23 protein-coding genes and 1 tRNA gene are annotated in these 26,280 nt (G+C 67.7%); 18 read left to right on the top strand and 6 right to left on the bottom strand.

Annotated elements, in window-relative coordinates:
* Window positions 1-19: 19 nt before the first annotated feature.
* Complete coding sequence (locus AC3WJR_RS13200) at window positions 20-415, top strand: endonuclease domain-containing protein (protein ID WP_492725463.1); 396 nt, start codon at window positions 20-22, stop codon at window positions 413-415.
* Window positions 415-1,521, top strand: a complete 1,107-nt coding sequence (locus AC3WJR_RS13195) for an ATP phosphoribosyltransferase regulatory subunit (RefSeq protein ID WP_354279192.1) — start codon at window positions 415-417, stop codon at window positions 1,519-1,521. Before AC3WJR_RS13200 ends, AC3WJR_RS13195 begins: the two co-directional genes overlap by 1 nt.
* Before the next feature lie 63 nt (window positions 1,522-1,584).
* Here the strand turns inward: AC3WJR_RS13195 and AC3WJR_RS13190 are convergent, their stop codons facing one another.
* A complete protein-coding gene (locus AC3WJR_RS13190) occupies window positions 1,585-2,250 on the bottom strand; it encodes a c-type cytochrome (protein ID WP_492725462.1) in 666 nt (221 codons plus the stop codon).
* Window positions 2,251-2,395: 145 nt separating this feature from the next.
* Here AC3WJR_RS13190 and AC3WJR_RS13185 point away from each other — a divergent pair, with 145 nt between their 5' ends.
* Window positions 2,396-3,286, top strand: a complete 891-nt coding sequence (locus tag AC3WJR_RS13185; RefSeq protein ID WP_492725461.1) for a prephenate dehydratase — start codon at window positions 2,396-2,398, stop codon at window positions 3,284-3,286.
* Window positions 3,287-3,412: 126 nt separating this feature from the next.
* Here AC3WJR_RS13185 and nudC read toward each other — a convergent pair whose 3' ends face one another.
* From nudC to AC3WJR_RS13170, 3 genes are read right to left on the bottom strand one after another with little or no spacing between them, the layout of a single operon-like run.
* Window positions 3,413-4,282: an NAD(+) diphosphatase gene (nudC, locus tag AC3WJR_RS13180; RefSeq protein ID WP_492725460.1), complete on the bottom strand. Its 870-nt coding sequence runs from the start codon at window positions 4,280-4,282 to the stop codon at window positions 3,413-3,415.
* Window positions 4,279-5,613, bottom strand: a complete 1,335-nt coding sequence (locus tag AC3WJR_RS13175) for a serine hydrolase domain-containing protein (RefSeq protein WP_354279196.1) — start codon at window positions 5,611-5,613, stop codon at window positions 4,279-4,281. The genes nudC and AC3WJR_RS13175 overlap by 4 nt, the downstream gene beginning before the upstream one ends.
* Entirely contained in the window at window positions 5,613-6,623 is a 1,011-nt protein-coding gene (locus tag AC3WJR_RS13170; RefSeq protein ID WP_492726141.1) for an A/G-specific adenine glycosylase, read from the bottom strand. Before AC3WJR_RS13170 ends, AC3WJR_RS13175 begins: the two co-directional genes overlap by 1 nt.
* 50 nt (window positions 6,624-6,673) lie before the next feature.
* Here AC3WJR_RS13170 and AC3WJR_RS13165 point away from each other — a divergent pair, with 50 nt between their 5' ends.
* The 6 genes from AC3WJR_RS13165 (at window position 6,674) to AC3WJR_RS13140 (ending at window position 14,383) form a co-directional block, all read left to right on the top strand.
* The gene (locus AC3WJR_RS13165; RefSeq protein ID WP_354279197.1) at window positions 6,674-7,237 is read left to right on the top strand and encodes a DUF721 domain-containing protein; all 564 of its coding nucleotides are present in this window, start codon (window positions 6,674-6,676) and stop codon (window positions 7,235-7,237) included.
* A complete protein-coding gene (locus AC3WJR_RS13160) occupies window positions 7,234-7,962 on the top strand; it encodes a thioredoxin domain-containing protein (protein WP_492725459.1) in 729 nt (242 codons plus the stop codon). Before AC3WJR_RS13165 ends, AC3WJR_RS13160 begins: the two co-directional genes overlap by 4 nt.
* 27 nt (window positions 7,963-7,989) lie before the next feature.
* A complete protein-coding gene (locus AC3WJR_RS13155; RefSeq protein WP_354279199.1) occupies window positions 7,990-8,742 on the top strand; it encodes a thioredoxin domain-containing protein in 753 nt (250 codons plus the stop codon).
* Between the two features lie 19 nt (window positions 8,743-8,761).
* The gene (gene smc / locus AC3WJR_RS13150; protein ID WP_492725458.1) at window positions 8,762-12,175 is read left to right on the top strand and encodes a chromosome segregation protein SMC; all 3,414 of its coding nucleotides are present in this window, start codon (window positions 8,762-8,764) and stop codon (window positions 12,173-12,175) included.
* Window positions 12,176-12,233: 58 nt separating this feature from the next.
* A complete protein-coding gene (folP, locus tag AC3WJR_RS13145; protein ID WP_492725457.1) occupies window positions 12,234-13,298 on the top strand; it encodes a dihydropteroate synthase in 1,065 nt (354 codons plus the stop codon).
* 200 nt (window positions 13,299-13,498) lie between these two features.
* Window positions 13,499-14,383: a bestrophin family protein gene (locus AC3WJR_RS13140; protein ID WP_354279202.1), complete on the top strand. Its 885-nt coding sequence runs from the start codon at window positions 13,499-13,501 to the stop codon at window positions 14,381-14,383.
* Between the two features lie 7 nt (window positions 14,384-14,390).
* On the opposite strand, the gene AC3WJR_RS13135 is transcribed toward AC3WJR_RS13140, so the two are convergent.
* Window positions 14,391-15,815: a sigma-54-dependent transcriptional regulator gene (locus AC3WJR_RS13135; protein WP_492725456.1), complete on the bottom strand. Its 1,425-nt coding sequence runs from the start codon at window positions 15,813-15,815 to the stop codon at window positions 14,391-14,393.
* A 176-nt stretch (window positions 15,816-15,991) separates the two neighbouring features.
* Between AC3WJR_RS13135 and AC3WJR_RS13130 the strand changes: the two genes are divergently transcribed.
* From AC3WJR_RS13130 to AC3WJR_RS13095, 8 genes are all read left to right on the top strand, one after another.
* Complete coding sequence (locus tag AC3WJR_RS13130) at window positions 15,992-16,120, top strand: aa3-type cytochrome c oxidase subunit IV (protein WP_277968944.1); 129 nt, start codon at window positions 15,992-15,994, stop codon at window positions 16,118-16,120.
* A 2-nt stretch (window positions 16,121-16,122) separates the two neighbouring features.
* A complete protein-coding gene (locus tag AC3WJR_RS13125) occupies window positions 16,123-17,244 on the top strand; it encodes an NAD(P) transhydrogenase subunit alpha (protein ID WP_492725455.1) in 1,122 nt (373 codons plus the stop codon).
* Between the two features lie 248 nt (window positions 17,245-17,492).
* A complete protein-coding gene (locus tag AC3WJR_RS13120) occupies window positions 17,493-17,708 on the top strand; it encodes a type II toxin-antitoxin system HicB family antitoxin (protein ID WP_010161882.1) in 216 nt (71 codons plus the stop codon).
* An 18-nt stretch (window positions 17,709-17,726) separates the two neighbouring features.
* Window positions 17,727-18,020: an NAD(P) transhydrogenase subunit alpha part 2 gene (locus AC3WJR_RS13115; protein WP_010218984.1), complete on the top strand. Its 294-nt coding sequence runs from the start codon at window positions 17,727-17,729 to the stop codon at window positions 18,018-18,020.
* Between the two features lie 41 nt (window positions 18,021-18,061).
* Window positions 18,062-19,474, top strand: a complete 1,413-nt coding sequence (locus AC3WJR_RS13110) for an NAD(P)(+) transhydrogenase (Re/Si-specific) subunit beta (protein WP_492725454.1) — start codon at window positions 18,062-18,064, stop codon at window positions 19,472-19,474.
* Between the two features lie 216 nt (window positions 19,475-19,690).
* Window positions 19,691-20,647, top strand: coding sequence for a hypothetical protein (locus AC3WJR_RS13105; RefSeq protein ID WP_492725453.1), 957 nt, complete (start codon window positions 19,691-19,693; stop codon window positions 20,645-20,647).
* Window positions 20,648-20,726: 79 nt separating this feature from the next.
* Window positions 20,727-20,802 (top strand) — tRNA-Val (locus tag AC3WJR_RS13100).
* A 136-nt stretch (window positions 20,803-20,938) separates the two neighbouring features.
* Entirely contained in the window at window positions 20,939-21,940 is a 1,002-nt protein-coding gene (locus AC3WJR_RS13095) for a glycoside hydrolase family 43 protein (RefSeq protein WP_492725452.1), read from the top strand.
* Window positions 21,941-21,961: 21 nt separating this feature from the next.
* Here AC3WJR_RS13095 and AC3WJR_RS13090 read toward each other — a convergent pair whose 3' ends face one another.
* On the bottom strand, window positions 21,962-22,447 hold the full coding sequence (locus tag AC3WJR_RS13090; RefSeq protein WP_492725451.1) for an Lrp/AsnC family transcriptional regulator: 486 nt from the start codon (window positions 22,445-22,447) through the stop codon (window positions 21,962-21,964).
* Between the two features lie 100 nt (window positions 22,448-22,547).
* Between AC3WJR_RS13090 and putA the strand changes: the two genes are divergently transcribed.
* The gene (gene putA, locus AC3WJR_RS13085) at window positions 22,548-26,204 is read left to right on the top strand and encodes a trifunctional transcriptional regulator/proline dehydrogenase/L-glutamate gamma-semialdehyde dehydrogenase (protein WP_492725450.1); all 3,657 of its coding nucleotides are present in this window, start codon (window positions 22,548-22,550) and stop codon (window positions 26,202-26,204) included.
* The last annotated feature ends 76 nt before the right edge of the window (window positions 26,205-26,280 follow it).

Below are 26,280 nucleotides of genomic sequence, written 5' to 3'. Positions count from 1 at the left end.
AGGGCCGGGGAGAGGGGCCGTGCCGCAAACCGACAAGCTGTTGCTGGCGCGTGCAAAAGCAATGCGCAGCAACCCAACCCCCGCAGAAGCACGCCTCTGGTACAATCTCCGCGCCAAACGATTCGCGGCGGTCAAGTTCACCCACCAGGTCGTGATCGGCCCATTCATCGCCGACTTCGTCGCGCGCTCCCGAAAATTCGTGATCGAGCTTGACGGCGACACCCACGCCGACGACGAGAGCGCCGACGCCCGCCGCACCGCGTGGCTCGAACGACAAGGGTATCGCGTGATCCGCTTCGACAATGCCGATGTGATGGGAAATCTCGACGGCGTGCTCGAGACGATCGGCGCTGCGCTTGCGGCTGCCCCTCTCCCCGGCCCTCTCCCCGCAGGGGAGAGGGAGAAGGACATTTGATGACCACCGCGCTCCTCCCGACCGGCTTTCGTGACCGGCTCCCTCCCTTCGCCGACGCCGCCGCCCGGCTCGAGGCCGCCGCGCTCGCCGCGGCCTATGCGTACGGTTACGAACGCGCCGATCCCGCGCTCGCCGAGTTCGAGGCTGGCCTCGCCGGTCGCCTCAAGTCCGCGCGCGCGCAGGATGCGGTGCGCTTCGTCGATCCGGTCAGCCAGGCGACGCTCGCGATCCGCCCCGACATGACCGCGCAGATCGGCCGGATCGCCGCCACCCGCATGGCGCATCACCCGCGCCCGGTGCGGCTGTCCTACGCCGGCCCGGTGCTCAAGCTGCGCGCCTCGCAGCTCGCGCCCGAGCGTGAACTCCGCCAGATCGGTTGCGAGCTGATCGGGCTCGATACGGTCGCGGCGGCGCGCGAAGTGGTCGAGGTCGCGGTCGCCGCGCTAGAGGCGGCTGGCGTCACCAATATCTCGATCGACTTCACGCTCCCCGACCTGATCGACGTGCTCGCAGGCGGGCCGTTCCCGATCGACGCGGCGCAGATCGATGCGTTGCGCGACCGGCTCGATGCCAAGGACGCGGGCGGGGTCGCGGCGATCGCGCCCGCCTACCTCCCGCTGATCGAAGCCGCCGGCCCGTTCGAGACCGCGCACGACCGGCTGTGCGCGTTCGACGCGCGCGGCGCGCTCACCTCGCGGCTCGATGCGCTGTGGAAGATCGCGGACGGATTGAAGGGCCGCGTCGCGCTCACGCTCGACCCGACCGAACGCCACGGCTTCGAATATCAGAGCTGGCTGGGTTTCTCGATCTTCGCGGGCGGCGTGCGCGGCGAGATCGGGCGTGGCGGCACCTATACGATCATGCACGAAGGTGGTGCCGAGGAGTCCGCGGTCGGATTCTCGCTTTACGCCGATGCGATCGTCGCGGCTGGGCTCGCCGAGGTCGACCGGCGACGGCTGTTCGTGCCGATGGGGACCGATCCCGCAGTGGCGGCGCAGATGCGTGCGGCGGGCTGGGTCACGGTTGCTGCGCTGGAGGCAGGGGATACGCCCGAGGCGCAGCTCTGCACGCACTTCCTCGCCGAGGGTGAACCGCGCGCGCTCTAGCGGGTGATGCCGTCCCCTCCGCCCGTTCGTTTCGCGAGAACGGGGGAGGGGGGCGTAAGCGGATTACTTCCCCGCGGCTGCGGGAACCGTGGTGTTGCCAAGCCCCTCGACGCTCGGCGACGCCTTGCCACCCGGATCGGCCTCACCCGCAGCGGGCGGGGTCTTGGCATCGGTTGCGGTCGGTGCGCCCGCGGGGGGCGGCGGCAACGGCACGTTCGAGCCCTGCTGGTTGAGATACAGGATCACGTCGGCGCGATCCTTGCCCGCGGTCAGCCCGGCGAAGGTCATCTTGGTCCCGGCGGCATAGCCACGCGGCGAGGTGAGCCACTTGTTGAGCTCCTCGAAGTCCCACTTCTTGCCCGCACCCGCCTTCTTGAGCGCATCCGAGAAGGCGTAGCCGCCCTTGCCCTGCGCGATGGCTTCGCCGACCGTGCCATACAGGTTCGGCCCGATACCATTCGCGCCGCCCTGCGCGACCGAGTGGCAGGCGGTGCACTTCTTGAACACTTCGGCCCCGTGCGCGGCGTCGGCCTTGGCAAGCAGCGCGGCAATCGGTTCCTCGGCAGCGGCGGCACCGCCTTCGCCGCCCTCGGCGGGGGCTTCGATCGGATAGCCTTCCTTTTCAGAGGCGATCGGCTTGACCAGCATGTTGCCGCCGATCGTCAGCGCGAGCGCCAGGCCCATCGTGCCGAGCACCCAGCCCGCGATCGTATTGGTCCGGTTGTCCATGTCGTGCCGCTACCCCTGCCGATGTTCGGCCCTCAGTGGAGCCGCGATAATCCTACCGTGCATAGATTCGCCGGACGCGCATCGCAAGCCGCGCGTTTTCCACCGCTTGCTGTTCCGATGCGAGCCGGGTACGCGCCGGGGCCGTATGGACAATTTTGCCGCCCCCGCCCGCGCGCTCGTCGAACAGATGACCAACGCCGCCGCCGCCCAGCCGTCCCGCGCGGTCGCCTTCCAGGGCGCACCGGGGGCGAACTCGCATATCGCGGCGCTTCAGGCGTTTCCGGAAGGGCTGCCGCTGCCGTGTTTCGACTTCGCCGACGCGATCGACGCGGTGCGCGATTTCCGCGCGGACTGCGCGATCATCCCGATCGAGAATTCGCTCCACGGGCGCGTTGCCGACATGCATTTCCTGCTGCCGGAATCGGGGCTGATCATCACCGGCGAGCATTTCCTCGCGATCCGCTACGCGCTGATGGGGACGGGGCCGCTGTCCGAAGTGCGCGAGGCGATGAGCCATCCGCAGGCGCTCGGGCAATGCCGCCTGTGGTTGCGCGACCGGGGCATCCTGCCGGTCGCTTATCCCGATACCGCGGGGGCCGCGGCGGTAGCGGCGGAGCGTGCCGACCCGACGCTGGCGGCGCTCGCGCCCCCCGGCGCGGCGGCGCTGTACGGGCTGGAGACGCTCGCGAGCGACATTGCCGACGCCGAGCACAACACCACCCGCTTCGTCGTGCTCGCCCGCGAGGGGCATGAGCCGATCGGTGACGGGCCGTGGATGACGACGCTGATCTTCGAGGTGAACAACGTTCCGGCAGCGCTCTACAAGGCAATGGGCGGCTTCGCGACCAACGGCGTGAACATGACCAAGCTCGAAAGCTACCAGCGCGGCGGCAGCTTCGCGGCGACCGAATTCTACGCCGATGTCGAGGGCCGTCCGGGCGACCCGGGGCTGGGGCGTGCGCTCGCGGAACTCGCGTTCCATTCGAAATGGGTGCGCGTGCTGGGGACGTATCGACAGGCGCGTGCGCGCGGGTAGGAGGCGCGCCTTGCTCCCCTCCCTGGAAGGGAGGGGCGGGGGGTGGGTCGCTCTCCGGGGCTGGCGACATCCGAAGAACGGACCAACCCACCCCCGCCCCCTCCCTTCCAGGGAGGGGAGGAGAAGTTACCCTTCGGCCCAGGCCGTCAGCAATGTGAACGCGATCGCATAAGCGGGCGGCGGCAGGAACGGCCCGTCACCCCCGGCCAGCACCGCGCGCACATCCTCGCGCGAGACCCAGATCGCATCTTCCAACTCGTTGGTATCGAGCGTGATCGTGTCATGGTCCGCGATCCCGACGCACGCCACCATCAGCGACGACGGGAACGGCCATGGCTGGCTGGCGATGTAGCGCACATCGCGTACCCGTACGCCCGCTTCCTCCATGATCTCGCGCGCGACCGCTTCCTCGATCGATTCGCCGGGTTCGAGGAACCCCGCGAGCGCCGAATAGCGACCGGGCGGAAACGCCGGTTGCCGCCCGAGCAACGCGCGGCCGTCATGTTCGGCGATCATGATGACGACGGGATCAACGCGCGGGAAATGCTCGGCCTTGCAACTCGGGCAGCGTCGCCCCCAGCCCGCGCGGAACATCTCGGTCTGGTGCCCGCAATTCGCGCAGAACTGGTGCCGGCTGTGCCAGTCGAGCACGCTGCGCGCGGCGGCATAAGTCGCTGCCTCGCCCGGCGCGAATTGCCCGAGCAACCCGAACAGCCGGGGCGAGCGCCCCGGCGGCGCGCGCATCCCCGGCACATAGGCCGCGAAATGCCCGCGCCCGTTCTCGTCGAGCCCGAGCAGCACCAGCTCGGCCCCGTCCGGCACGTCGGCAAGCGTCGTCCACCCCAGCGTCCCGTCGCCCATCAGCACGGGGTCGAACCCGTCGAGCCGGAGCAGCCGCGAGCGCCAGTCATTCGCCAGCGCGGCAAGCCCCGCTTCGTCGTGGCGCAGCGCGTCCGCCCGGTCGAGCGTCCCGCCGGTAAAGCCCGGAGCAATCACCGCTTGGTCAGGACCGGTGCGAGGTCGGCGTAGATCGACTTGGTCGAATCGGTGCGGAGCGGGTATTTGTCGCTCGGCAGGTAATTGACCATGACGGTCGCGCGGACCTTGTTGGTCGGATCGACCCAGGCGATCGTGCCCGCGGCCCCGCCCCAGCTATACGTGCCCTTACCCGGACCGCCCGGCGTATCGTACAACGTCACCGAACCGCCCGCGCCGAACCCCTGCGCATTGGTCGTGCCGCCCGTCGCCGAGACCGACCCCGGATAGACCACGCCCAGCGGGAGCAGATCGGACATGGCGAGCTGGACCGTCGCGGGCTTGAGGACGCGCTTGCCATCGAGCGTGCCGCCGTTCTGGAGCATGTGGAGGAAGCGATCGTAATCGCGCGCCGACATTACCAGCCCGGCCCCACCGTAAGGGAAGCTCGGCTTCTGGAGATAGACCGAGGTCGCCGCCGGATCGAGCGGAACGCGGTTGTCACCGACGATCGCATAGCCCGTCGCGAGACGGCGGACTTCCGATTGCGGCACGGTGAAATAGGTCGAGTTCATCTTGAGCGGCTTGAAGATCCGCGTCTGGAGGAAGCGGTCGAACGGCATCTTGCTTGCGACCTCGATCACGCGGCCCATCACGTCGAGCCCGATCGAATAGCTCCAGCGCGTGCCGGGTTCCGCGATCAGCGGCAGCGTCGCGACCTTGTTGGCGAAGGCCTCCAGCGTCGCCGGGCGCTTGAGCCGCATCTGCGCCTCACTCTTTACGTCGGCGGTGAAGGGGGTGATCCCTGCCTCCTCATACGCCTTGAGCAATGGCCCCTTGGTGATGATCGTATAGCCGAGCCCGGCGGTGTGGGTCAGCAGCTGGCGAACCGTGATCGCGTGCGTCGCGGGCAGCGAAGTCATCGAATCCGGGCTGACCTGGACCTTCATGTATTTGAACGCGGGGATGAAATCGCTGACCTTCTGGTCGAGGCCGATCTTGCCGTCCTCGATCAGCATCATCGCCGCCATCGCGGTGATCGGCTTGGTCATCGAATAGACGCGCCACAGGCTGTCGGCGTCGGTCATTGCCGCGCCGGGTTCGTCACCGAGCTTGCCGTTGGCGATCACTGCGGGGGGTGCATCGCCATGCCCGATCACACCGACGATGCCGGGCATCTTGTTGGCGGCGATATAGTCGGCGAACAGCTTCTGCGTGGCGGGGAGCGACGGCGTGCCGGTCTGCGGCTGTGCGGCCATCTGGGGCGCCATGCGCGGTGCCGGCTGCTGTGCAACCACGACGCCTGCGGTGAGAGCGGCGAGGGCGCTTCCCAAAATCAGATACCGTTTCATCATCTTCTCCTGTTTGCCACCCGAACCGCCGTCGCCGCCTTGGCGAAGACCGTCGGCAGCCCCGCTGAGTCGAGCTCGGCGATGGGCCACCATTCACCCGAATCGCCATGCCCACCGCCGTGCGCCACGGCAAGCGACAGTTCGAGCCGGAAGTGCGTGAAGACGTGCGCGACCGTCTGCGGCAGCGGGGTCCAGTCGGCGGCAACCGGCGGATCGGCGAGCCCTGGCGGCGCATCCGCCCACGCCCCCGTCGGCAGCGCGCGCATCCCGCCGAGCAACCCGCGCGGCGGACGGCGGACGAGCAGCACGCGGTCGTCCCGTTCGAGCCAGAAGATCGTGCCGTAGCGCTGCGGCTTGACCGGCTTGGCCAGCTTGATCGGGAAACCCTCGGGGTTGCCTTGCGCGTAGGCCACGCAGTCGGCGGACAGCGGGCAGGCGAGGCAGCGTGGGGTGCGCGGGGTACAGACGCTCGATCCGAGGTCCATCATCGCCTGCGCGAAATCGCCCGATCGCGTGTCCGGCGTGATCGTGTCGGTCGCGGTGCGGATTTTGGCCAAGCCATTGGGAAGTGGAGTTTCTATCGCAAACAGCCGCGCGACGACGCGTGCAACGTTTGCATCGATTACGACCGCGCGCTCCCCGAACGCGATCGCGGCGATCGCGGCGGCGGTATAGGCACCGACCCCGGGCAGCGTGAGCAGACCCGCCTCGGTGGTCGGAAACCCGCCCGCCGCAACCACCGCCCGCGCGCAGGCATGGAGGTTGCGCGCCCGCGCATAATAGCCGAGCCCCGCCCACGCCGCCATCAGATCGGCCTCGGGCGCGGCGGCAAGCGCCTCGACGCTCGGCCAGCGCGCGATAAACTCCGCGAAGCGCGGGGTGACCGCCGCGACGGTCGTCTGCTGGAGCATGATCTCGGACAACCAGACGCGATACGGGTCGGGCGCATTACTCCCGGGGGCGGCACGCCAGGGCAACGTGCGCGCATGCGCATCGTACCAGCTGAGCAAATGGGTGGCGATTTGGGAAGGACGCTTGGCGGACACGGCATCGCTATGGCATGGACGGCGGGATGAGCACCAGCGGCACCAAAGCCCCCCCCAAGACCAAGTTACCCCCCGCGCAGCCCGAGCATCGCCGCGGCGGTCGCGCGCGTTCGGTCGCCGAACTCCTGCCCGATGCCGGACGCGCGGCATTCCGCCGTTTCGGCTTCGTCCAGAGCGCGGTCGTGACGCGCTGGGGCGAGATCGTCGGCCCGCGCTATGCCAATGTATCGGCACCCGAATCGATCAAGTTCCCGCACGGCGAGCGCACCGGCGGCACGCTCAACCTGGTCGTGCGCGGCGCGCATGCGACGATGATGCAGCATATCGCGCCCGAGATCATCGAGCGGGTCAATCGCTTCTTCGGCTATGCCGCGATTGCCAAGGTGCAGATCCGGCAAGGCGACGTGATCGCGCGGGCCAAGCGCACGCCGCCGCCCGCGCTCCCGCCCGCCCCGCCCGAACTGGGCGAGAGCCTGCGGACGATCGCGGATCCGGAATTGAAGGCGGTGCTTGAAGCGCTTGCCGCAGGGGTGGCCGCATCGCGTGGCGTGCCGGTGATCGGGGAACGGAAAGCATGATGCGGAGCCTGGGGTTGGTCGCGCTCGTGGCGAGCGCGGCGCTGGTCGCGCCGGCGGGTGCTGCGCCGGTACAGCGCAAGCCCGCGCCACGGCCCGGGGCGGTCGACTGGACTCGCACGCTGGTGCGGACGCCCGAAGGCGGCGTGCGGATGGGCAACCCCGACGCCAAGGTCAAACTGATCGAATATGGCGCACGCACTTGCCCGACCTGCGCGCAATTCGCGGTCGAGGGGGAACCCAAGCTGGTCGCGGGCTATGTCGCGAACGGGCGCGTCAGCTACGAATATCGCGATTACCCGGTGCATGGCGCGCTCGACCTCGGTCCGATCCTGCTGGGCGATTGCGTACCGCTGCCGCACTTCTTCCGCGTGATGGAAGCGATGATGGCGCAGCAGAAGAGCCTGGTCGGCCGGCCCGCCGAGGTTCCCGAGGCGAAGGGCAAGGAGCTTGAGAAAGCCACCCCCAACGTCGTCGCGGCCTATCTGGCGGATTTTTATGGCTATACTGATCTGGTCGTGAAGATGGGCCTGCCGCGGCCGCGCGCTGCGGCGTGTCTGGCGGACCCCAAGGCGATCGACACGATCGTCTCGCGCGCCAACATCGGCCAGTCGACCTACAAGATCAGCGGGACGCCGAGCTTCATTCTTGACGGCAAGGTCATCCCGAACGTGTTCGCCTGGGACACGCTCGAGCCTGTGCTGAAGACCGCGCTTGCCGCTAAATAATATCCGATACCTAGGAGCTAGCTTGAGATGACCAACCGTATCCTGGCGCTTGCGCTGCCCGCTCTGCTCATTGCCGGCTGTGGCGACAACAGCAAGGGCACCGGCACCACCACCGCTGCCAGTGCCCCCGTCGCAGGCAAGGCCGCACCCGCTGGCCAGAGCTGGACCGACACGGTCGTCAAGACCGCCGACTATGGCTATCGCATGGGCAACCCCGATGCGCCGATCAAGCTGGTCGAATATGGCTCGCGCGCCTGCCCGTTCTGCGCACAGTTCGAGGCGGAAGGCTTCCCGCTGCTCAAGTCGCAGTACATCGCGAGCGGCAAGGTCTCGTACGAGTTCCGTGATTACCCGATCCACGGCGCGCTCGACATCGCGCCGATCCTGCTTGGCCATTGCGTCGACGATGCCGCGTTCTTCCCGCTGCTCGAGGCGATGATGGCGAACCAGCAGACGCTGCTCGCCAAGGAGCAGGAAGTCGCGCAGAAGGTGCAGGGAATGCAGGGCGCATCGCCACAGACGATCGCGGCGACCTTCGCGCAGGATCTGGGCTATCTCGATTTCGTCAAGCAGCGCGGTGTGCCCGATGCCAAGGCGCGCGCCTGCCTTGCGGATTCGACCCAACTTGATGCGCTGACCAAGGCGACCGCCAAAGCCAACGCCGATCACAACGTGACGAGCACGCCGACCTTCCTGATCAACAACGAGGCGGTTGCGCTCGAGCCGACCGGTGGTGCCTGGCCGCAGCTCGAACAGGCGCTCAAGCGCGCCGGCGGCTGACCCGGACAGGTCCGGGGGGATGCAGATCAAGCGGCTCAGGCTGTCGGGGTTCAAGAGCTTCGTCGACGCCGCCGATCTGCGGATCGAACCCGGGCTGACCGGAATCGTCGGGCCCAACGGCTGCGGCAAGTCCAATCTGCTCGAAGCATTGCGCTGGACGATGGGGGAGACCTCGGCGCGGTCGCTGCGCGGGGCGGGAATGGACGACGTGATCTTCGCGGGCACGTCGACGCGGCCAGCGCGCGATTTCGCCGAAGTCTCGATGCTGATCGAAACGCCTGGATCGTCCGGGCCTGAGGAAAGCGAAGTCGTCCGCCGGATCGAGCGCGGGACGGGTTCCGCTTACCGGATCGACGGGCGCGACGTGCGCGCCAAGGACGTGGCGCTGCTGTTCGCGGATTCGGCGACGGGTGCGCATTCCCCCGCTTTGGTCAGCCAGGGGCGGATCGGCGCGATCATCGCCGCCAAGCCCGCCGAGCGCCGCGCGATGCTTGAGGAAGCCGCCGGGATCGCGGGCCTCCACGTCCGCCGCCGCGATGCCGAGCAGAAACTCCGCGCGACCGAGGCCAATCTCGCGCGGCTCGACGAACTGATTTCCGATCAGGATGCGCGGGCGGCATCGCTTCGGCGGCAGGCGAAACAGGCCGAACGCTATCGGATGCTGTCCGACCAGATTCGCGTGGCCGAGGCACGGATGATCTACGCGCGCTGGCGCGATGCACAAGCGGCGGCGGATGCGGCGAAGGCCGAGGCGGTGACCTGCGAGGCGCGCGTCGCAGATGCCGCCGAGGCGCAGCGTGCGGCGGCTGCCTATGCGCTCGCCGCGACCGAGGCGCTGGCGACCGCGCGTGCCGTGGCTCAGGCGCTGCGTGATGCAGCGAGCGAAGCGGCGCATCGACTGGCGACCTTGCGCGGCGAGCAGGCGGCGGCGGTGCGGCGACGTGACGAACTGGCCTCGGCGCGCACCCGGTTGACGGAGGACCGCTTGCGCGAGGGCGCGCTCGCGCACGACGCCGCGGAGGCGATTGCGCGATTGACCGAGGAAACGCGGACGACCGAGGCGCGGCTGGCCGAGATGACCGCGCGCGTTCCCGCGCTCGAAGCGCGACAGGCTGAAGCGGAGCGCGCCGGGCGCGATGCCGAGGTCGCGCTCGCGCAGGGGCTGGCCGCGCAGGCGACCGAAGCGGCGGATGCGCGCGTTGCCGAAGCAGCGCTCGCCGCGGCGCGCGCGCGGGCGGACCGCAGCGCGCGCGATCTCGCGCGGGTGACGGCGGAAGCGGCGGCGCTGGGTGATGCAGCGCCATTGCTCAAGGACCGCACTGCTGCGCAGGAGGCACGCGCGCAGGCATTGCAACATGGGGAGGATGCGCGCGCCGGGCTGGCGCGCGCCGATGCCGACGAGCGCGGCGCGCGCGACCAGCGCGACCGGGCGCAGGCGGCGCGATCGGGCGCGCATGCCGATCTGGCAGCGCTCGACAGCGAGGCGGCGGCGCTGACCCGCGCGACCAGACGCGACGGGCGCGACCGCGTGCTCGACCGGATGCGGCCCGATCCGGGCTATGAACGCGCGCTCGCGGCGGCGCTGGGGGATGATCTGGAGGCGGGGCTCGATCCAGCGGGCGAGCGTTATTGGGCTGGCGCCGACGTGCTCCCCGAAGATCCGCCCGCGCCGTCTGGCACGGTGCCGCTCGCCAGCCATGTCGTTGCGCCACCTGCGCTGGCGCGACGGCTGTCGCAGATCTTCGTGGTCGATGCCGACGATGGCGTCGCGCTCGCAGTCGGGCAGCGGCTGGTGACGCTACGCGGAAGCGTGCGACGGTGGGACGGTTATGTCGCGAAATCGGGCGGGGCGGCGGCAGCGGAGCGGCTCGAACGGATGAACCGGTTGCGCGCGATCGAGGATCAGCGCCCCGCCGCGGTTCGCGCGGTCGAATCCGCCGATGCAGACCTCGCGCGGATCGACGCTGCGATCGCAGAAGCGCGAAGCGCGGCGGTGGCGGCACGGCGGTTGCTCGAAAGCGCCGAAACACGCGTGCGCGAGGCGGCGCGTGCCGAGGATCGCGCGACCGCCGCGATCGAGCGGATCGAGGCGCAACGCAGCGATCTCGCGGGCCGACGCGCGCGGATCGAGGCGGATCACGCCGAAGCCGCCGCCGAAGTGACTCGCGCGACCGAGGCGCACGCCGCGCTTCCCGACGGCAGCGCGACCCGTGCGCGCGTCGCCGAACTGTCGCGCGCGGCGGAGCATCGTCGCGCCGAGATCGCCACCGCGCGCGCCGATCGCGCCGGGGTCGACCGCGACCTCGGCAGCGCGCGCGACCGGCTCGCGGCGATGGTGGCGGAGGCGAAGGGCTGGCGCACGCGCGCGGGCGAGGCGGCCAAGCGGATCGCGGACATGGACAAGCGCGACGCCGCGCTCGCGCTGGAGGCGGAGGCGTTGGCGGGTCGGCCGGAGGCACTCGCCGCCGAAGTCGTTGCGCTGGAAGCGACCCATGCCACCGCACGCGCCGATGCGGATGCCGCGCAAGCCGCTGAACGCACGGCGGATATTGCGCTCCGCGCCGCCGAGGCGACCGCCGCCGCCGCTGCCGAAACGCTCGCCCAGGCGCGCGAGGCGCGCGCGGGTGCGGCGGCGCGGGCGGAGAATCAGGAAATGCGCCGGGTCGAGACGAACCGGCTCGCAAGCGAACGCTTCCAATGTCCGTCGGTGCTGCTCCCCGAACGTGTCGGTTTCGACGGTGCGTCGGTGCGCGCCCCCGCGGAAGAATCCGCGGTACATGAGAAACTTACCGTCGACCGCGAGCGGATCGGGCCGGTCAATCTGATCGCCGAAACCGAACTCGCCGAACTGGAGTCGGCGTCGCAGGGCAATGCTGCCGAGCGCGAGGAGCTGGGGCTGGCGGTCAACCGGTTGCGCGGGTCGATCGGGACGCTGAACCGCGAGGGGCGGCAGCGGCTGCTCGCCGCGTTCGAGGCGGTCGACGGGCATTTCCGGCGGCTTTTCACGACGTTGTTCAACGGCGGCGCGGCGCATCTGGAGCTGGTCGACTCGGACGACCCGCTTGAGGCGGGGCTCGAAATCATGGCGCAGCCGCCGGGAAAGAAGCTCCAATCGCTCACGCTGCTGTCGGGCGGCGAGCAGGCGTTGACCGCCGTTGCACTCATTTTTGGCCTGTTTTTGACCAACCCTGCACCCATTTGTGTCCTGGATGAAGTCGATGCGCCGCTGGATGACGCCAACATTGAGCGGTTTTGCGACCTGCTCGACGTCATGACGCGCGAGACCGAGACGCGCTACCTGATCGTCACGCACAATGCGGTGACGATGAGCCGGATGCACCGGCTGTTCGGCGTGACGATGATCGAACAGGGGGTCAGCCGGCTGGTCTCGGTCGATCTGAGCGCGGCGGAGACGTTGCTCGCGGCGGAATGAAGCGGTCGGGGCGGCTTTTCGGGTAGCATCTGTCCCGCAAACGACGACATAGGGTTCGATGCGCGATCCCCTCCACCTCCGCCCGGTCCAATTTGTCGACACCCCCGTCGGCCGTGATGGCGAGGTCGCTCGGCTCGCGGGCGGAATGCTGTGGTTCGCGGCGTATGAGGTGATCGAAGGCGGTCGCCGTCGCACCGTGCCGATCACCGCGCTGGCCGATCTACTACAGGACGATCGCGCGGCCCGTCTCCACGCCCGAATCACTGCACCGCGCGCCGCGCTGACGCTCGGGGAGCGGATACTGCGGTTCGATCAGCCGTCGGTCGCCGCGATCCTCAACGTCACGCCCGACAGCTTCTCCGACGGCGGCACGCATGGCGGAGACCCGGCTGAGGCGGCGTCGGCTGGGGTCGCGATGGCCGCGGCGGGCGCGGCGATCATCGACGTCGGCGGCGAATCGACGCGGCCCGGTGCGCCGGTCGTGTGGGAAGGCGACGAGATCACGCGCGTCGTGCCGGTGATCGAACGGCTCGCGCGGAGCGGGACGCTGGTATCGATCGACACGCGCAAGGCCGGAGTGATGGAAGCCGCGCTCGCGGCAGGCGCTGCGATCGTCAACGATGTCGCTGCACTCCTGTGGGACGATCGCGCGCTGGAGGTGGTAGCCCGCGCCGGGTGCCCGGTTGTCCTGATGCATTCGCCTGATCCCAGAAGCGGGGGCCACGGTGCGCAAGGCTATCGCGACGTGCTGACCGACGTGTTCGACTGGCTGGAGGCGCGGATCGATGCGGTGGTGGCAGGCGGCGTCGATCGTGCGCGGATCATCGTCGATCCCGGTATCGGGTTCGGCAAGACGCTCGCGGAGAACCTCGCCTTGCTCAATGGGCTGGCGATCTTCCACGGCCTGGGGTGCCCGATCCTGCTTGGCGCGAGCCGCAAGCGAATGATCGGCGCGCTATCGAACGAAGCGGCGGCGGATGCGCGGCTTGGGGGCTCGATCGCGCTCGCGCTGAAGGGCGTCGAGGCGGGCGCGCAACTGCTCCGCGTCCACGACGTGGCCGAAACGGTCCAGGCAGTGCGCGTGTGGCGTGGACTGCGCGATCAGGCACTGGTGGCCCGCTAAGCGTCTGGTCGACCGTATCGATCCGTTCGTCCCGCGCGACGATCCGTAGCGGAAAATAACACAATCGTTATACGTTCGACATGCGATGCCGCCTACCGGCAGCGCGCGGAGGACGTGCCGTTGGCGCAGTGCTTCCGTTCTGAACCTAATCGCAGCGCGTTCGTATCGCACTGCAACATCGCAACGCCTGGAGGAAATTCATGATCATCGACGCAGTCCCGCGATATCGGCAGATCGTCGCCGAAGTGTGGCGGCCGCTGCTCGCGCTGTTCGTGTGGGACGTGATCGTCACGGTCACTTATTACATCTTGCCGTTCAAGGCGCCGTCGCTGCCGCTGACGCTGTTCGGTTCGGCGCTTGCGCTGTTCCTCGGGTTCCGTAGCACCTCGGCGTATGAACGCTGGTGGGAAGGGCGTGAACTGTGGGGGCGGATGATCAACGCATCGCGCAGTCTGTCGCGTGCGGCGCGCAGCTACCTGCCCGATGAAGAAGGGCGCGACCTGCAGCGTGCGATCATCCTGCGCCAGATCACCTATGTCCATGTGCTCCGTTGCCAGTTGCGCAAGCAGGACACGCGGGCGGAAGCGCTGCGCTTCCTGTCGCCTGACGAGGCCAAGCCCCCGCTTGCGCGCAACAACGTCGCCAACGGCATCCTCGACGGCACCGGCCGCCGGGTCGATCAGGCGCGGCAGAAGGGGTGGATCGACACGATCCAGCAGGCGTCGATCGAGCGCGTGTTGGTCGACATCGCCAATGCCCAGGGCGGGATGGAGCGGCTGAAGAACACGCCGCTGCCCAACCAGTATCGTTTCTTCCCTGAATTCTTCGCGCGGCTGTTCTGCATCCTGCTCCCGATCGGACTGGTCGAGACGCTGGGGTTCGCGACGCCGATAGGATCGACGGTCGCTGGCCTGATGTTCCTCGCGGTCCTCAAGATCGGCGACGATCTGGTCGATCCGTTCGCCGACACCGTTCACGACGTGCCGCTGACCGCGATGTGCACCACGGTCGAGATCGACTTGCTGCAGGCCCTCGGCGAACCAGCGCCCGAGCCGGTCAAACCGGTCAAGGGCATCCTCTGGTAAGACGCGATCAGGCGGCGGCGTTGTCGATCCCGAGCTCGCCCAGCTTGCGATACAGCGTCGACCGCCCGATCCCGAGCCGCCGGGCAACCTCGGTCATCCGCCCGCGATAATGGCCGATCGCGAGGCGGATGACGTCCGCCTCGATGTCATCGAGCGCGCGCAGATTGCCGTCTGCATGGAACAGCGTGATTCCGCCCGACGTGCCGAGCGGAGCTTGCGAGGGTGATGCGGGACGTTTGCCGCCGAGCGCCGCGATCTGCGGAAAATCGGCCTGGGTCAGTGCGTCGCCATCACACAGCACGGCTGCGCGGAAGAGCGCGTTCTGCAACTGGCGTACGTTCCCCGGCCAGTCATAGCGACCGAGCAGCGCGAGCGCGTCGTCGGTGATGCCGAGCTGACGCAACCCCGGCTGTTGCGCGATCCGTGCCATCAGGTGCCGCGCGAGCGCGGGGATGTCGCCGGTGCGTTCGCGCAGCGGCGGGATCGTCACCTGGACGACGTTAAGCCGGTAATAAAGGTCTTCGCGGAAGCGTCCGGCCTCGACTTCGTCGGTCAGCCGCTTGTTGGTCGCGGCGATGACGCGGACGTCGACTTCGCGCACCTGCCGTGCGCCAAGTGGCTGGATTTCGCCCGACTGGAGCACGCGCAACAGCTTCACCTGCGCTTCGATCGGCATTTCGCCAATTTCGTCGAGGAACAGCGTCCCGCCGTCAGCCTCCTGGAAACGACCCGTCTTGCGTTCGAATGCGCCGGTAAACGCGCCCTTTTCGTGGCCGAACAATTCGCTCTCGACGAGATTGGCCGGAATCGCACCGCAATTGACCGCGATCATCGGTTTCTTGCCGCGCGGCGAGGCGGCGTGGATCGCCTCGGCGACGACTTCCTTGCCGACGCCGCTTTCACCCTCGAGCAGAACCGGCACGCGTGCGCGCGCGGCCTTGGCGGCGATCGCAAGTGCTGCGCGGAAATCGGGGGCGGAGCCGACGATCTCGTCGAACGCCAGCAGTGCCGGAATCTTCTCGGTCAACGGGCGCAATTCGCCCGCGACCTTGTCGGCGACCGCGGCATCGAGCGCGGCGAGCAGGCGTTCGGGCGCGAGCGGCTTGACCAGGAAGTCGGTCGCGCCCGAGCGCATCGCATGGACGGCCTGTGCGACCGACCCGTTCGCGGTCAGCAGCAACAGCGGTAGCGCAGGGCGACGGGTGCGAAATTCGGCGATCAGCGCGGTCGGGTCCGCCTCCGGCGCCCAATGGTCCATCAGGATCGCATCGAGCTGCAAGCCCTCCGGTGAGCCCAGCATCGCGATCGCGGTCTCACCGTCATTGGCGAAGATCGCACGCCATCCGCGCCGCGCGGCGATCGCCGCGATCAGCCTGCGCTGCGCGGGTTCGTCGTCGATCAGCATCAGCAGGCGTTGGCCGTTTCGCGTCATGCTCTTCCCCGAATTCACTCTGTTTGGAGCGATTCTGTAACGGCAAGATGTAAAAGCCGCCTTAAACGACCCAGCCCGGGACGAACGAGACAGGCCGTGCCGAATAATTGCGGGGGTTGAGGGGTTGCGTGGCGCGAGCTAAGCACGGGAAGAACAAAAAGGTGAGGAACGAACCGATGGCGAACGAGGGCGATCTGCAAGTCCACCGCGCGACTTACACCAAGGTCATCGGGGTCCTCAAATATGGAGCGGTTGCCTGCTTCATCATCGCGTTTGCGGTGGTGTGGCTGATCTCGGGCAAGTAGCGGTGAAGATCGCCGTTCTCCGCGAAACCGCCGAAGGCGAGCGCCGCGTCGCCGCCACCCCGGAAACGGTCAAGAAATTCATCGGTCTCGGCGCGACCGTCGCGATCGAGGCAGGCGCGGGCAGCACCGCGTCGATCGCCGATGCCGATTATGCCGCGGCCGGCGCCACCGTCGCGGATCGCGACGCGACGCTGGCGGGCGCGGATATCGTGCTTGCGGTCCAGGGTCCGGATGCGGCGTCGCTCGCAGGGGTCACGCAGGGGGCCTGGCTGGTCGCCGCGCTCAACCCGTTTGCGGATCGCGGGCGGATCGACGGCTATGCCGCCGCGGGACTCGAGGCGCTGGCGATGGAGTTCATGCCGCGGATCACGCGCGCGCAGTCGATGGACATCCTGTCGTCTCAGTCGAACCTTGCGGGATACAAGGCGGTGCTGGATGCGGCGGCGGCTTATGGCCGCGCGTTTCCGATGATGATGACCGCGGCGGGCACCGTCTCGGCGGCGCGCGTGTTCGTGATGGGGGTCGGCGTTGCGGGGCTCCAGGCGATCGCCACCGCGCGGCGTCTTGGCGCGCAAGTGTCCGCGACCGACGTCCGATCGGCGACGCGCGAGCAGATCCAGAGCCTTGGCGCGAAACCGATCTTCGTCGAGAATGTCGCCGGGATCGAGGGCGAGGGCTCGGGCGGCTATGCCGGCGAGATGAGCCCCGAATATCAGGCGGCGCAGGCCGAACTCGTGTCGGGCCATATCGCCAAGCAGGACATCGTCATCACGACCGCGCTGATCCCGGGGCGCCCCGCGCCGCGGCTGATCTCGGCGGTGCAGGTCGCGAGCATGCGGCCGGGCTCGGTGATCGTCGATCTCGCGGTCGAGAGCGGCGGTAACGTCGAGGGTTCGGTCGCGGGCGAGGCGGTCGTCGTTTCGGGCGTGACGATCGTCGGCTATCGCAATGTCGCGTCGCGGCTGGCGGCGGATGCCTCTGCATTGTTCTCGCGCAACCTGTTCAATTTCCTGAGCGCCTTCTGGGACAAGGAACAGGGCAAGCCGGTGCTCGACGAAGAGATCGGCGACGCGATCCGGCTGACGCAGGGCGGCAAGGTGGCGAACGCGCGGTTGCTGAGCTAGCGGTTGGCTTCCGCTGAGGCCTTGCTCGAGCAAATGCGCGTCAATCCGCGCGATTGGCGGATCGGGGATGTCGAAGCGCTATGCAATGGGTTCGACATCGCTTGCACACCACCGCGCAAGGGATCACATTTCAAGGTGAAGCATATCGATATGGCCGAGATCCTGACCGTCCCCGCGCACCGGCCGATCAAGCCTGTGTATATCCGGGCGCTGGTACGGTTCGTCGATGCCGTTCGGGAAGGGACATCATGAATCCGTTCGATTACGAAGTCGACATCCTGCCGCTGTCGGTCGAAGACGGCGGGGGGTTCACGGCTGTGGCGCCCGAACTGCCGGGGTGTCGTTCCGACGGCGATACGCCGCAGGAAGCGCTCGACAATATCTACGATGCCATCGGGTGCTGGATCGAGGCGGCGCAGGAAATGGGGCGTCCGGTTCCGCAACCCCGCCGCGCCGCGGCCTGAACGGGAGACACGTACGTCATGGACTTCATCTCGATCCTGTCGATTTTCGTCATGGCCTGCTTCGTCGGCTATTATGTCGTCTGGTCGGTCACGCCCGCGCTCCACACGCCGCTGATGGCGGTGACCAACGCGATTTCCTCGGTCATCATCGTCGGCGCGTTGATCGCGTCGGCGGCGGAAGGGTCGGTCTGGTCGAAATGGCTCGGGCTGCTCGCGGTGGTGCTGGCGAGCGTCAACATCTTCGGCGGGTTCGCGGTGACGCAGCGGATGCTTGCGATGTACAAGAAAAAGGAACGGCCGGTCGCGAAGTGACGCGGCATGGACGGCATAGCGGGCGGGTAGGGGGTTAAGCGATGGAACATACGGCACCGGTAAATCCCTGGGTTGCGCTGGCGTATCTCGTCGCGGGGGTGTGCTTCATCCTCGCGCTGCGCGGGCTGTCGTCGCCCGCGACCGCGCAGCGTGGCAACCGGCTCGGCATGATCGGCATGGCGCTCGCGGTCGGCACGACGCTGTTCGCGCATCACCTTGCCTCGCCGTTCGAGATCGGGATCGCGATGGCGATCGGTGCCGCGATCGGGATCGTCACCGCACGGCGGATCGCGATGACCGACATGCCGCAGCTCGTCGCGGCGTTCCATTCGCTCGTCGGCATGGCGGCGGTACTGGTCGCGGCGGCGGCGTATCTCAACCCCGGCGCGTTCGGGATTCTGGGTGACGACGGGCAGATCCTGACCGTCTCGCGGATCGAGATGGGGCTCGGCATCGCGATCGGTGCGATCACCTTCTCCGGCTCGGTGATCGCGTTCCTCAAGCTCAACGGCAACATGTCGGGCAAGCCGATCATGTTGCCTGGACGGCATATCATCAACATTGCGGTGCTCGCCGCGATCCTCGGCCTCGTCGGCTATTTCACGCAGGACCAGAGCGCCTGGGTGTTCTGGACGATTACCGCTTTGAGCTTCGTCATCGGCTTCCTGCTGATCGTGCCGATCGGCGGCGCGGACATGCCGGTCGTCGTGTCGATGCTCAACAGCTATTCGGGCTGGGCAGCGGCGGCGATGGGGTTCACGCTCCATAACAGCGCGATGATCATCACCGGCGCACTGGTCGGCTCGTCCGGCGCGATCCTCAGCTACATCATGTGCAAGGCGATGAACCGCAGCTTCATCAGCGTCATCGCGGGCGGCTTCGGCGGCGACAGCGCGGCGGCGGGCGGCGAGGCGAAGGAGCAGCGCCCGTGGAAGCGCGGCTCGGCCGACGACGCGGCGTTCCTGTTGGGGCAGGCGGAACAGGTCATCATCGTTCCCGGCTACGGCATGGCGGTCAGCCAGGCGCAGCACGCGCTGCGCGAGATGGGCGACAAGCTCAAGGAACACGGCGTCCGCGTGAAATACGCGATCCATCCGGTCGCTGGCCGGATGCCCGGGCACATGAACGTGCTGCTTGCCGAAGCCAACGTGCCGTATGACGACGTTTTCGAGCTCGAGGACATCAACAGTGAATTCTCGCAGACCGACATCGCCTTCGTGATCGGCGCGAACGACGTGACCAACCCGGCGGCCAAGACCGACAAGACCTCGCCGATCTACGGCATGCCGGTGCTCGACGTCGAAAAGGCCAAGACCGTGCTGTTCATCAAGCGCTCGATGGGCGGGGTCGGCTATGCCGGGGTCGACAACGATGTGTTCTATATGGACAACACGATGATGCTGCTGGGTGACGCCAAGAAGATGGTCGAGGAAATCGTCAAGTCGCTCGACTGATGGCGTCTTGTCACCAAATTCCCGACGGGTGGCACCAACTGTTGACGGCTAACTGACGCTGAAACTTGCTCCACTTCGGTGCTAATAACGCTCCGCTGCGTCTTTGATCGCGTGACGACCGCCGAAATGGCGCGGATTTTGCTGTTCCATTGTGGTGTAATGCGTATTTTACGTAAAGCAGGGGCCGAGAAGCCTTCGGCTTGGGGGAGCGCACGCATGACCGAACCGTCGGCCTTCGACGACGTTGGGCGATCCGCGCACGGTCCGGCGTCGCTCGACCGTCCATCCGTTCTGCTGATCGCGGAAGAGCGTTCGGCGGGGGCAGATGCGATCCAGGCCTGCCATGCGCGCTTGCTCGGTCCCGTCGCCTGGACGGAGGCCGAGATGCGGCTGCAGCACCAGGGCCTGTGCCGTGCGATCCTCGCCGAGGCGTCGGGTGTGCCCGATGCCGTACTGGAACGCGTGCTCCCGTTGATCGCCGACCTGGTCGATGCGGGGGATGCCAGCGCCATAATCGTGTTCGATCCCGCCCAGATCGACTGCGTTGCCGGATCGATCGGTTCCGCGCCGATCGAATTGCTATGCTCCCCGACCACGACCGAGCGCGTTGCGAGCCTGTACCTCGCGCTGGCCCCCACTGCACAGCGGCTGCACGATATCGGCGGAACGCCCGATTCTGTGCGCCTGATGCGGCTCAACGAGGAGATCGCGCGGATCGCGGAAACGCTTACCTGGCTGACGCGCGGTGAGGACGAGATGTCCCGGCCGACATCGGTATCCGATCCCGGACTGACCTATCGCGCGGGACCATTGCTCGAACGCCCGGACATTCGCGTGCGCGACGTGCGCAACGCGATCCGCGCGCGTCGGCTGCGCGACCAGTTCTTCGGCCCCGGCCTGTTCGAGGATCCGGCGTGGGACATGCTGCTCGACCTGTTCGCGGCCGAACTGGAGCGCGTGCAGGTGTCGGTATCGAGTCTGTGCATTGCGGCTGCGGTCGCACCGACTACGGCATTGCGCTGGATCGCCCGGATGACCGACGCGGGATTGTTCGAACGGCATCCCGACCCGTTCGATCGCCGACGCGCCTTCATAGCGCTGTCATCGCACGCAAGTCTCGGGATGCGCAACTACGTCGCGGCGGCGCGGCACGTAGGCGCCACGATAGGATAAGCACGTTCGGGCTTGCCCTGCGCGGCGAGCGGTGGCATTGCGCGCCCCACGCCGATCGCGCTTCCCAAAGCGCTCGCGCGGGCGATTAGCTCAGTTGGTAGAGCGTCTCGTTTACACCGAGAATGTCGGCGGTTCGAGCCCGTCATCGCCCACCATTTCCCATCGATGATCCCGCCCTTTGAACCGGGTCGTGTTTTAGGCCATCAGTCCAACAATTGATCGCTTGTTAGCGTTAGCATCGCCTCGTATCCTCCGCCTTGCGCGTTGCGAAAGACAGGCGGGGAGAGTGGGATGCGGATTTTCGGTGGATTGGCAATTGGCGGACTGGTGCTCGCCGCAACCGCAGTGTCGGTCGGCGCGGCAGATCCCGCGCCAAAGATTTCCAACCCGATCATCCGGGACAAGTTCACCGCCGATCCTGCGCCGATGGTCGTGGGGGATACGCTGTACCTCTACGTCGGCCATGACGTTGCGCAGCGCGACGAGATGTTCAACATGCGCGAATGGATGGTCTATTCGACCAAGGACATGAAGCGCTGGACCGATCATGGGCCGATCATGAACGTCGCCGATTTCAAATGGGCCAAGCAAGACGCCTGGGCCTCGCAGGCGATCCAGAAAAACGGCAAGGTCTGGTTCTACGCCGCGGTCGAGCACGATGCCACGCACCCCGGCAAGGCAATTGCGGTGGCCGTTGCCGACACGCCCACCGGGCCGTTCCGCGATGCCAAGGGTTCCGCGCTGATCACCAACGAAATGACGCCCAAGGGCACGCACAGCTGGGAAGACATTGATCCCACCGTGATGACCGATGACGACGGCACCACCTGGATCGCGTGGGGCAATCGGCAATGCTATATCGCCAAGCTCAAGCCCAACATGATCGAGATCGACGGCCCGATCACCGAGATCACGCCGCCGCATTTCGAGGAAGGGCCGTGGCTGCACAAGCGCGGCAAGACCTATTATCTGACCTATGCCTCGCTGGATCGAAAGACGCAGCGCGATGAGCATGTCTCCTATGCGACTGCATCGTCGCCACGCGGGCCGTGGACACCGCACGGGCTGCTGACCGGGTCGGGCAAGTACAGCTTTACGATCCATCCGGGGATCGCCGATTTCAAGGGCAAATCGTACCTGTTCCTTCACAACGCCGATCTTGCGATCGACGACCAGCGCGGGGCGATCGGACGGCGTGCGGTGACGGTCTATCCGCTGACATATAACAAGGACGGGACGATGCGCCCGGTCGTGCAGACGCCGAATACGGTGACGATGGCACCGCCCAAGTAAGGGTGGTGATGCTCGACCCGGTCAGCGATCGTGGTCGAGGATCGTCTCCATCGCGACGAAGGTCGACGTGCTCGCGACATGCGGCAGGCTGGAGATCTTCTCCCCCAGCACATAGCGGTAGCGGCGGATGTCGGTGGTACGCACCTTGAGCAGATAGTCGAAGCTGCTCGCGATCAGATGGCATTCCTCGATTTCGGGAATTCGCCGCACCGCCGCGTTAAAATCGCGCAGCGCATTCTCGCGCGTGTCGGACAGTTTCACCTCGGTGAAGGCAACGTGGTCGAGCCCCAGCTTGGCGAGATTGGTCACCGCACGGAAGCCGAGGATATAGCCCTGGTCGACCAGCCGCTTGAGCCGCACCTGCGTCGGCGTCTTGGACAGCCCGATCTGCGCGGCAAGGTCGGTGACGGACATTCGCCCATCCTGCGCCAACAGATCGATGATCGCGCGGTCGAACCGGTCCAATTCGCTGTCAGAGGGCGGGTGTGCAGGCGATTTGTCTTTCATGGCCCCGAAATGCGGTCGAGATCTGTTGTTCGTCAAGTTTGAACGGGAAGATTCCCTCCGGGATAGGCGCGTATGGCGAAGATCTACTCAGAGGATCGCCATGACCACCGAATCGTCCATGCCATTTGCGTGCTTTGCTCCGACGGTGCGCACCCCCGATCCGATGCGCGCGGCAATCACCGCGGCGATGCGGACGCCCGAGCCGATCTGCGTGCCGCCATTGGTCGAGGCGGCAACCGTTCCCGACACCGTTCGTCGCGCTGCCGCAGGGACCGCGCGCGCGCTGATCGAAGGGTTGCGCGGGTCGAAGGCGCGGGGCGGGGTGCAGGCGCTGGTGCAGGAATATGCGCTGTCGAGCCAGGAAGGCGTCGCGTTGATGTGCCTCGCCGAAGCGTTGCTCCGCATTCCCGACACCGCGACGCGCGATGCGCTGATCCGCGACAAGATCGCGGGCGGCGACTGGGCGGCGCATATCGGCGACGGGCGCTCGTTGTTCGTCAATGCTGCGACCTGGGGGCTGGTCGTCACCGGCAAGCTGGCGGCGAGTGCGGACGACCGCGGTCTCGCCACCGCGCTGACGCGGCTGGTCGCGCGGGTGGGCGAGCCCGTGATCCGGCGCGGGGTCGATCTGGCGATGCGGATGATGGGCGAACAGTTCGTCACCGGCCAGACGATCGACGAGGCGCTGCGCCACGCAAAGGACCGCGAGGCGCGGGGTTATGGGTTTTCGTACGACATGCTGGGCGAGGCCGCGACGACCGCGGCGGACGCGGCGCGCTATCTGAAGGATTACGAACAGGCGATCCACGCGATCGGCAAGGCGTCGGACGGGCGCGGCGTTTACGGCGGCCCGGGCATCTCGATCAAGCTGTCCGCGCTTCACCCGCGCTACAGCCGTGCGCAGGCGGGGCGGGTGATGGGCGAGCTGCTGCCGGTCGTGCGCGGGCTGGCGTTGCTCGCCAAGGGCTATGACATCGGCTTCAACATCGATGCCGAGGAAGCCGACCTGCTCGAACTGTCGCTCGACCTGCTCCAGTCGCTCGCCGAGGATCCCGAGCTCGACGGCTGGAAGGGGCTTGGTTTCGTTATCCAGGCTTACGGCAAGCGCTGCCCGCTGGTGATCGATTTCGTCATCGCGCTCGCGCGGCGGACCGGGCGGCGGATCATGATCCGGCTGGTTAAGGGCGCCTATTGGGATGCCGAGATCAAGCGCGCGCAGGTCGACGGGCTTTCCGGATACCCGGTCTATACGCGCAAGATCTACACCGACGTCGCGTACATCGCCTGCGCGCGGAAGCTGCTGGCGGCGCGCGACGCGGTGTTCCCGCAATTCGCCACGCACAATGCGCAGACATTGTCGACGATCTACCAGCTGGCGGGCGAGGATTTCGTCGTCGGCGATTACGAGTTCCAGTGCCTCCACGGCATGGGCGAGCCGCTCTACGATCAGGTCGTCGGCGCGAACGGCCTTGCGCGCCCATGTCGGGTCTATGCCCCGGTCGGCACGCACGAGACGTTGCTGGCGTATCTCGTCCGCCGCTTGCTCGAGAACGGGGCGAACTCGTCGTTCGTCAACCGGATCGGCGATCCCGCAGTGCCGATCGAGGATCTGATCGCCGACCCGGTCGAGATCGTCCGCGCGATGCCGGTCCCCGGCGCACCGCATGACGAGATCGCGCTGCCCGCGTCGATCTATGGCGCGCGGCGCAATTCGCAGGGGCTCGACCTCAGCGATGAAGCGACGCTTGCGATGCTGTCGCAAACGCTGGTGGCGAGTGCCGCGTCCGAATGGACCGGCGGCGTGGACACGGGCGCGCGGCCCGCGGTCGTGATCCGCAACCCGGCGGACCACCGCGACATCGTCGGCCATGTCTTCGAAGCGGACGAAGCCGCGGCGCAAGCGGCGGTCGATCGCGCGGTCGGGGCGGCGGCGCGGTGGGCGGCGACGCCCGTTGCCGAGCGCGCCGATTGCCTCGACCGCGCGGGCGACATGCTCGAAGCGGCGATGCCGACACTGCTCGGGTTGATCATGCGCGAAGCGGGCAAATCCGCCGCCAATGCAATCGCCGAAGTGCGCGAAGCGGTCGATTTCCTGCGCTATTATGCGGCGCAGGCGCGGACCACGCTGGACGGCGCGACGCCGCTCGGCCCGGTCGTGTGCATCAGCCCGTGGAATTTTCCGCTCGCGATCTTCACCGGGCAGATCGCCGCTGCGTTGGTCGCGGGCAACCCGGTCGTCGCCAAGCCCGCGCAACCGACCCCGCTGATCGCGGCGGAAGCGGTGCGCGTTTTGCACCGCGCGGGCGTGCCCGAGAACGTCGTGCAACTGGTGCTGGGCGACGGTGCAGTCGGCGCGGCGCTGGTCGGCGCGGCGGCGACGGCGGGGGTGATCTTCACCGGATCGACCGGGGTCGCGCGGACGATCCAGCGTCAACTCGCCGGGCGCGTGAGCGCAGAGGGCAAGCCGATCCCGCTGATCGCCGAGACCGGCGGGCAGAATGCGATGATCGTCGATTCCTCCGCGCTGGCCGAACAGGTCGTGGGCGACGTGCTAGCGTCTGCGTTCGACAGCGCGGGGCAGCGGTGTTCGGCGCTCCGCGTTTTGTGCCTGCAGGAAGAGGTTGCGGACCGCACGCTCGCGATGCTGCGCGGCGCGGTGGCGGAACTGACGATCGGCCGCACCGACCGGCTCGCGATCGACGTCGGCCCGGTCATTACCGCGCAGGCGCGCGACGGGATCGACGCGCATATCGCGCGGATGCGGGCGGCGGGGCACCGGGTCGAGCAGGCCGCTTTGCCCGCCGCGACGGGGTACGGCACGTTCGTTCCGCCTACGATCATCGAGATCGACGACATCGCGCAGATCGAACGCGAAGTGTTCGGGCCGGTGCTGCACGTGCTGCGGTTCCGCAGCGGGGCGATGGATGCGCTGGTCGAGTCGATCAACGCGACCGGCTATGGGCTGACCTTCGGGCTCCACACCCGGCTCGACGCGACGATCGATCGCGTCACGCGCGCGATCGGGGCGGGGAATGTCTACGTCAATCGCAACACGATCGGCGCGGTCGTCGGGGTCCAGCCGTTCGGCGGGCGCGGGCTTTCGGGCACTGGCCCCAAGGCGGGTGGGCCGATGTATCTGACGCGGCTGGTCCATGCCGCGCAAACGGCGGCGGTTTCGGCAACGGGCGGTGATCCGGTCGCTAGGGTGCTGGCGACGTGGCTTGGGACGCAGGGCGAGCCCGAGATGGCGGCGGCGGTCGGCGCGATCGCGGACCGGTCGCGGCTTGGCTATGAAATCGAGCTGGCGGGTCCGGTCGGCGAGATCAATCGCTACGCGCTCCATCCACGCGGGCGGATCGCGGTGATCGCGCGGACTGCGCATGGGTTGTGGCGGCAGATCGGCGCGGTGCTCGCGACGGGGAACCATGCGGTGGTGATTCCGGGCGGGCCGCTGGCGGTGGCACCGGCGGGGTTGCCCGCTGTGGTTGCGGCGCGGATCGTCTGGCCGACGCAGGGGCTGGCCGAGGTCGATGCGTTGGCGGGCGCGCTGGTCGAGGGGGATGCGGCGGACGTCGCCGCTGCGTCGCGGGCGCTGGCGGCGCGGGAGGGGGCGATCGTGTCGCTGCATGGTGCTTCGAGCGCGGACGTGGTGGAACGGGCGGATGCGTATCCGCTCGATCTGTTGTGCGAGGAGGTTTCGGTTTCGATCAACACCACGGCGGCGGGCGGGAATGCGAGTTTGATGACGCTGGCGTAGTGCCGTCTCTTCGCCCCTCCCCTTCAGGGGAGGGGTTGGGGGTGGGGCTGTGCCTCGCAGAGAGCGGAGTTCTGCG

It is taken from the genome of Sphingomonas sp. FW306-05-A (assembly GCF_058782275.1).
This window is presented reverse-complemented; position numbering and strand designations above follow the sequence as displayed.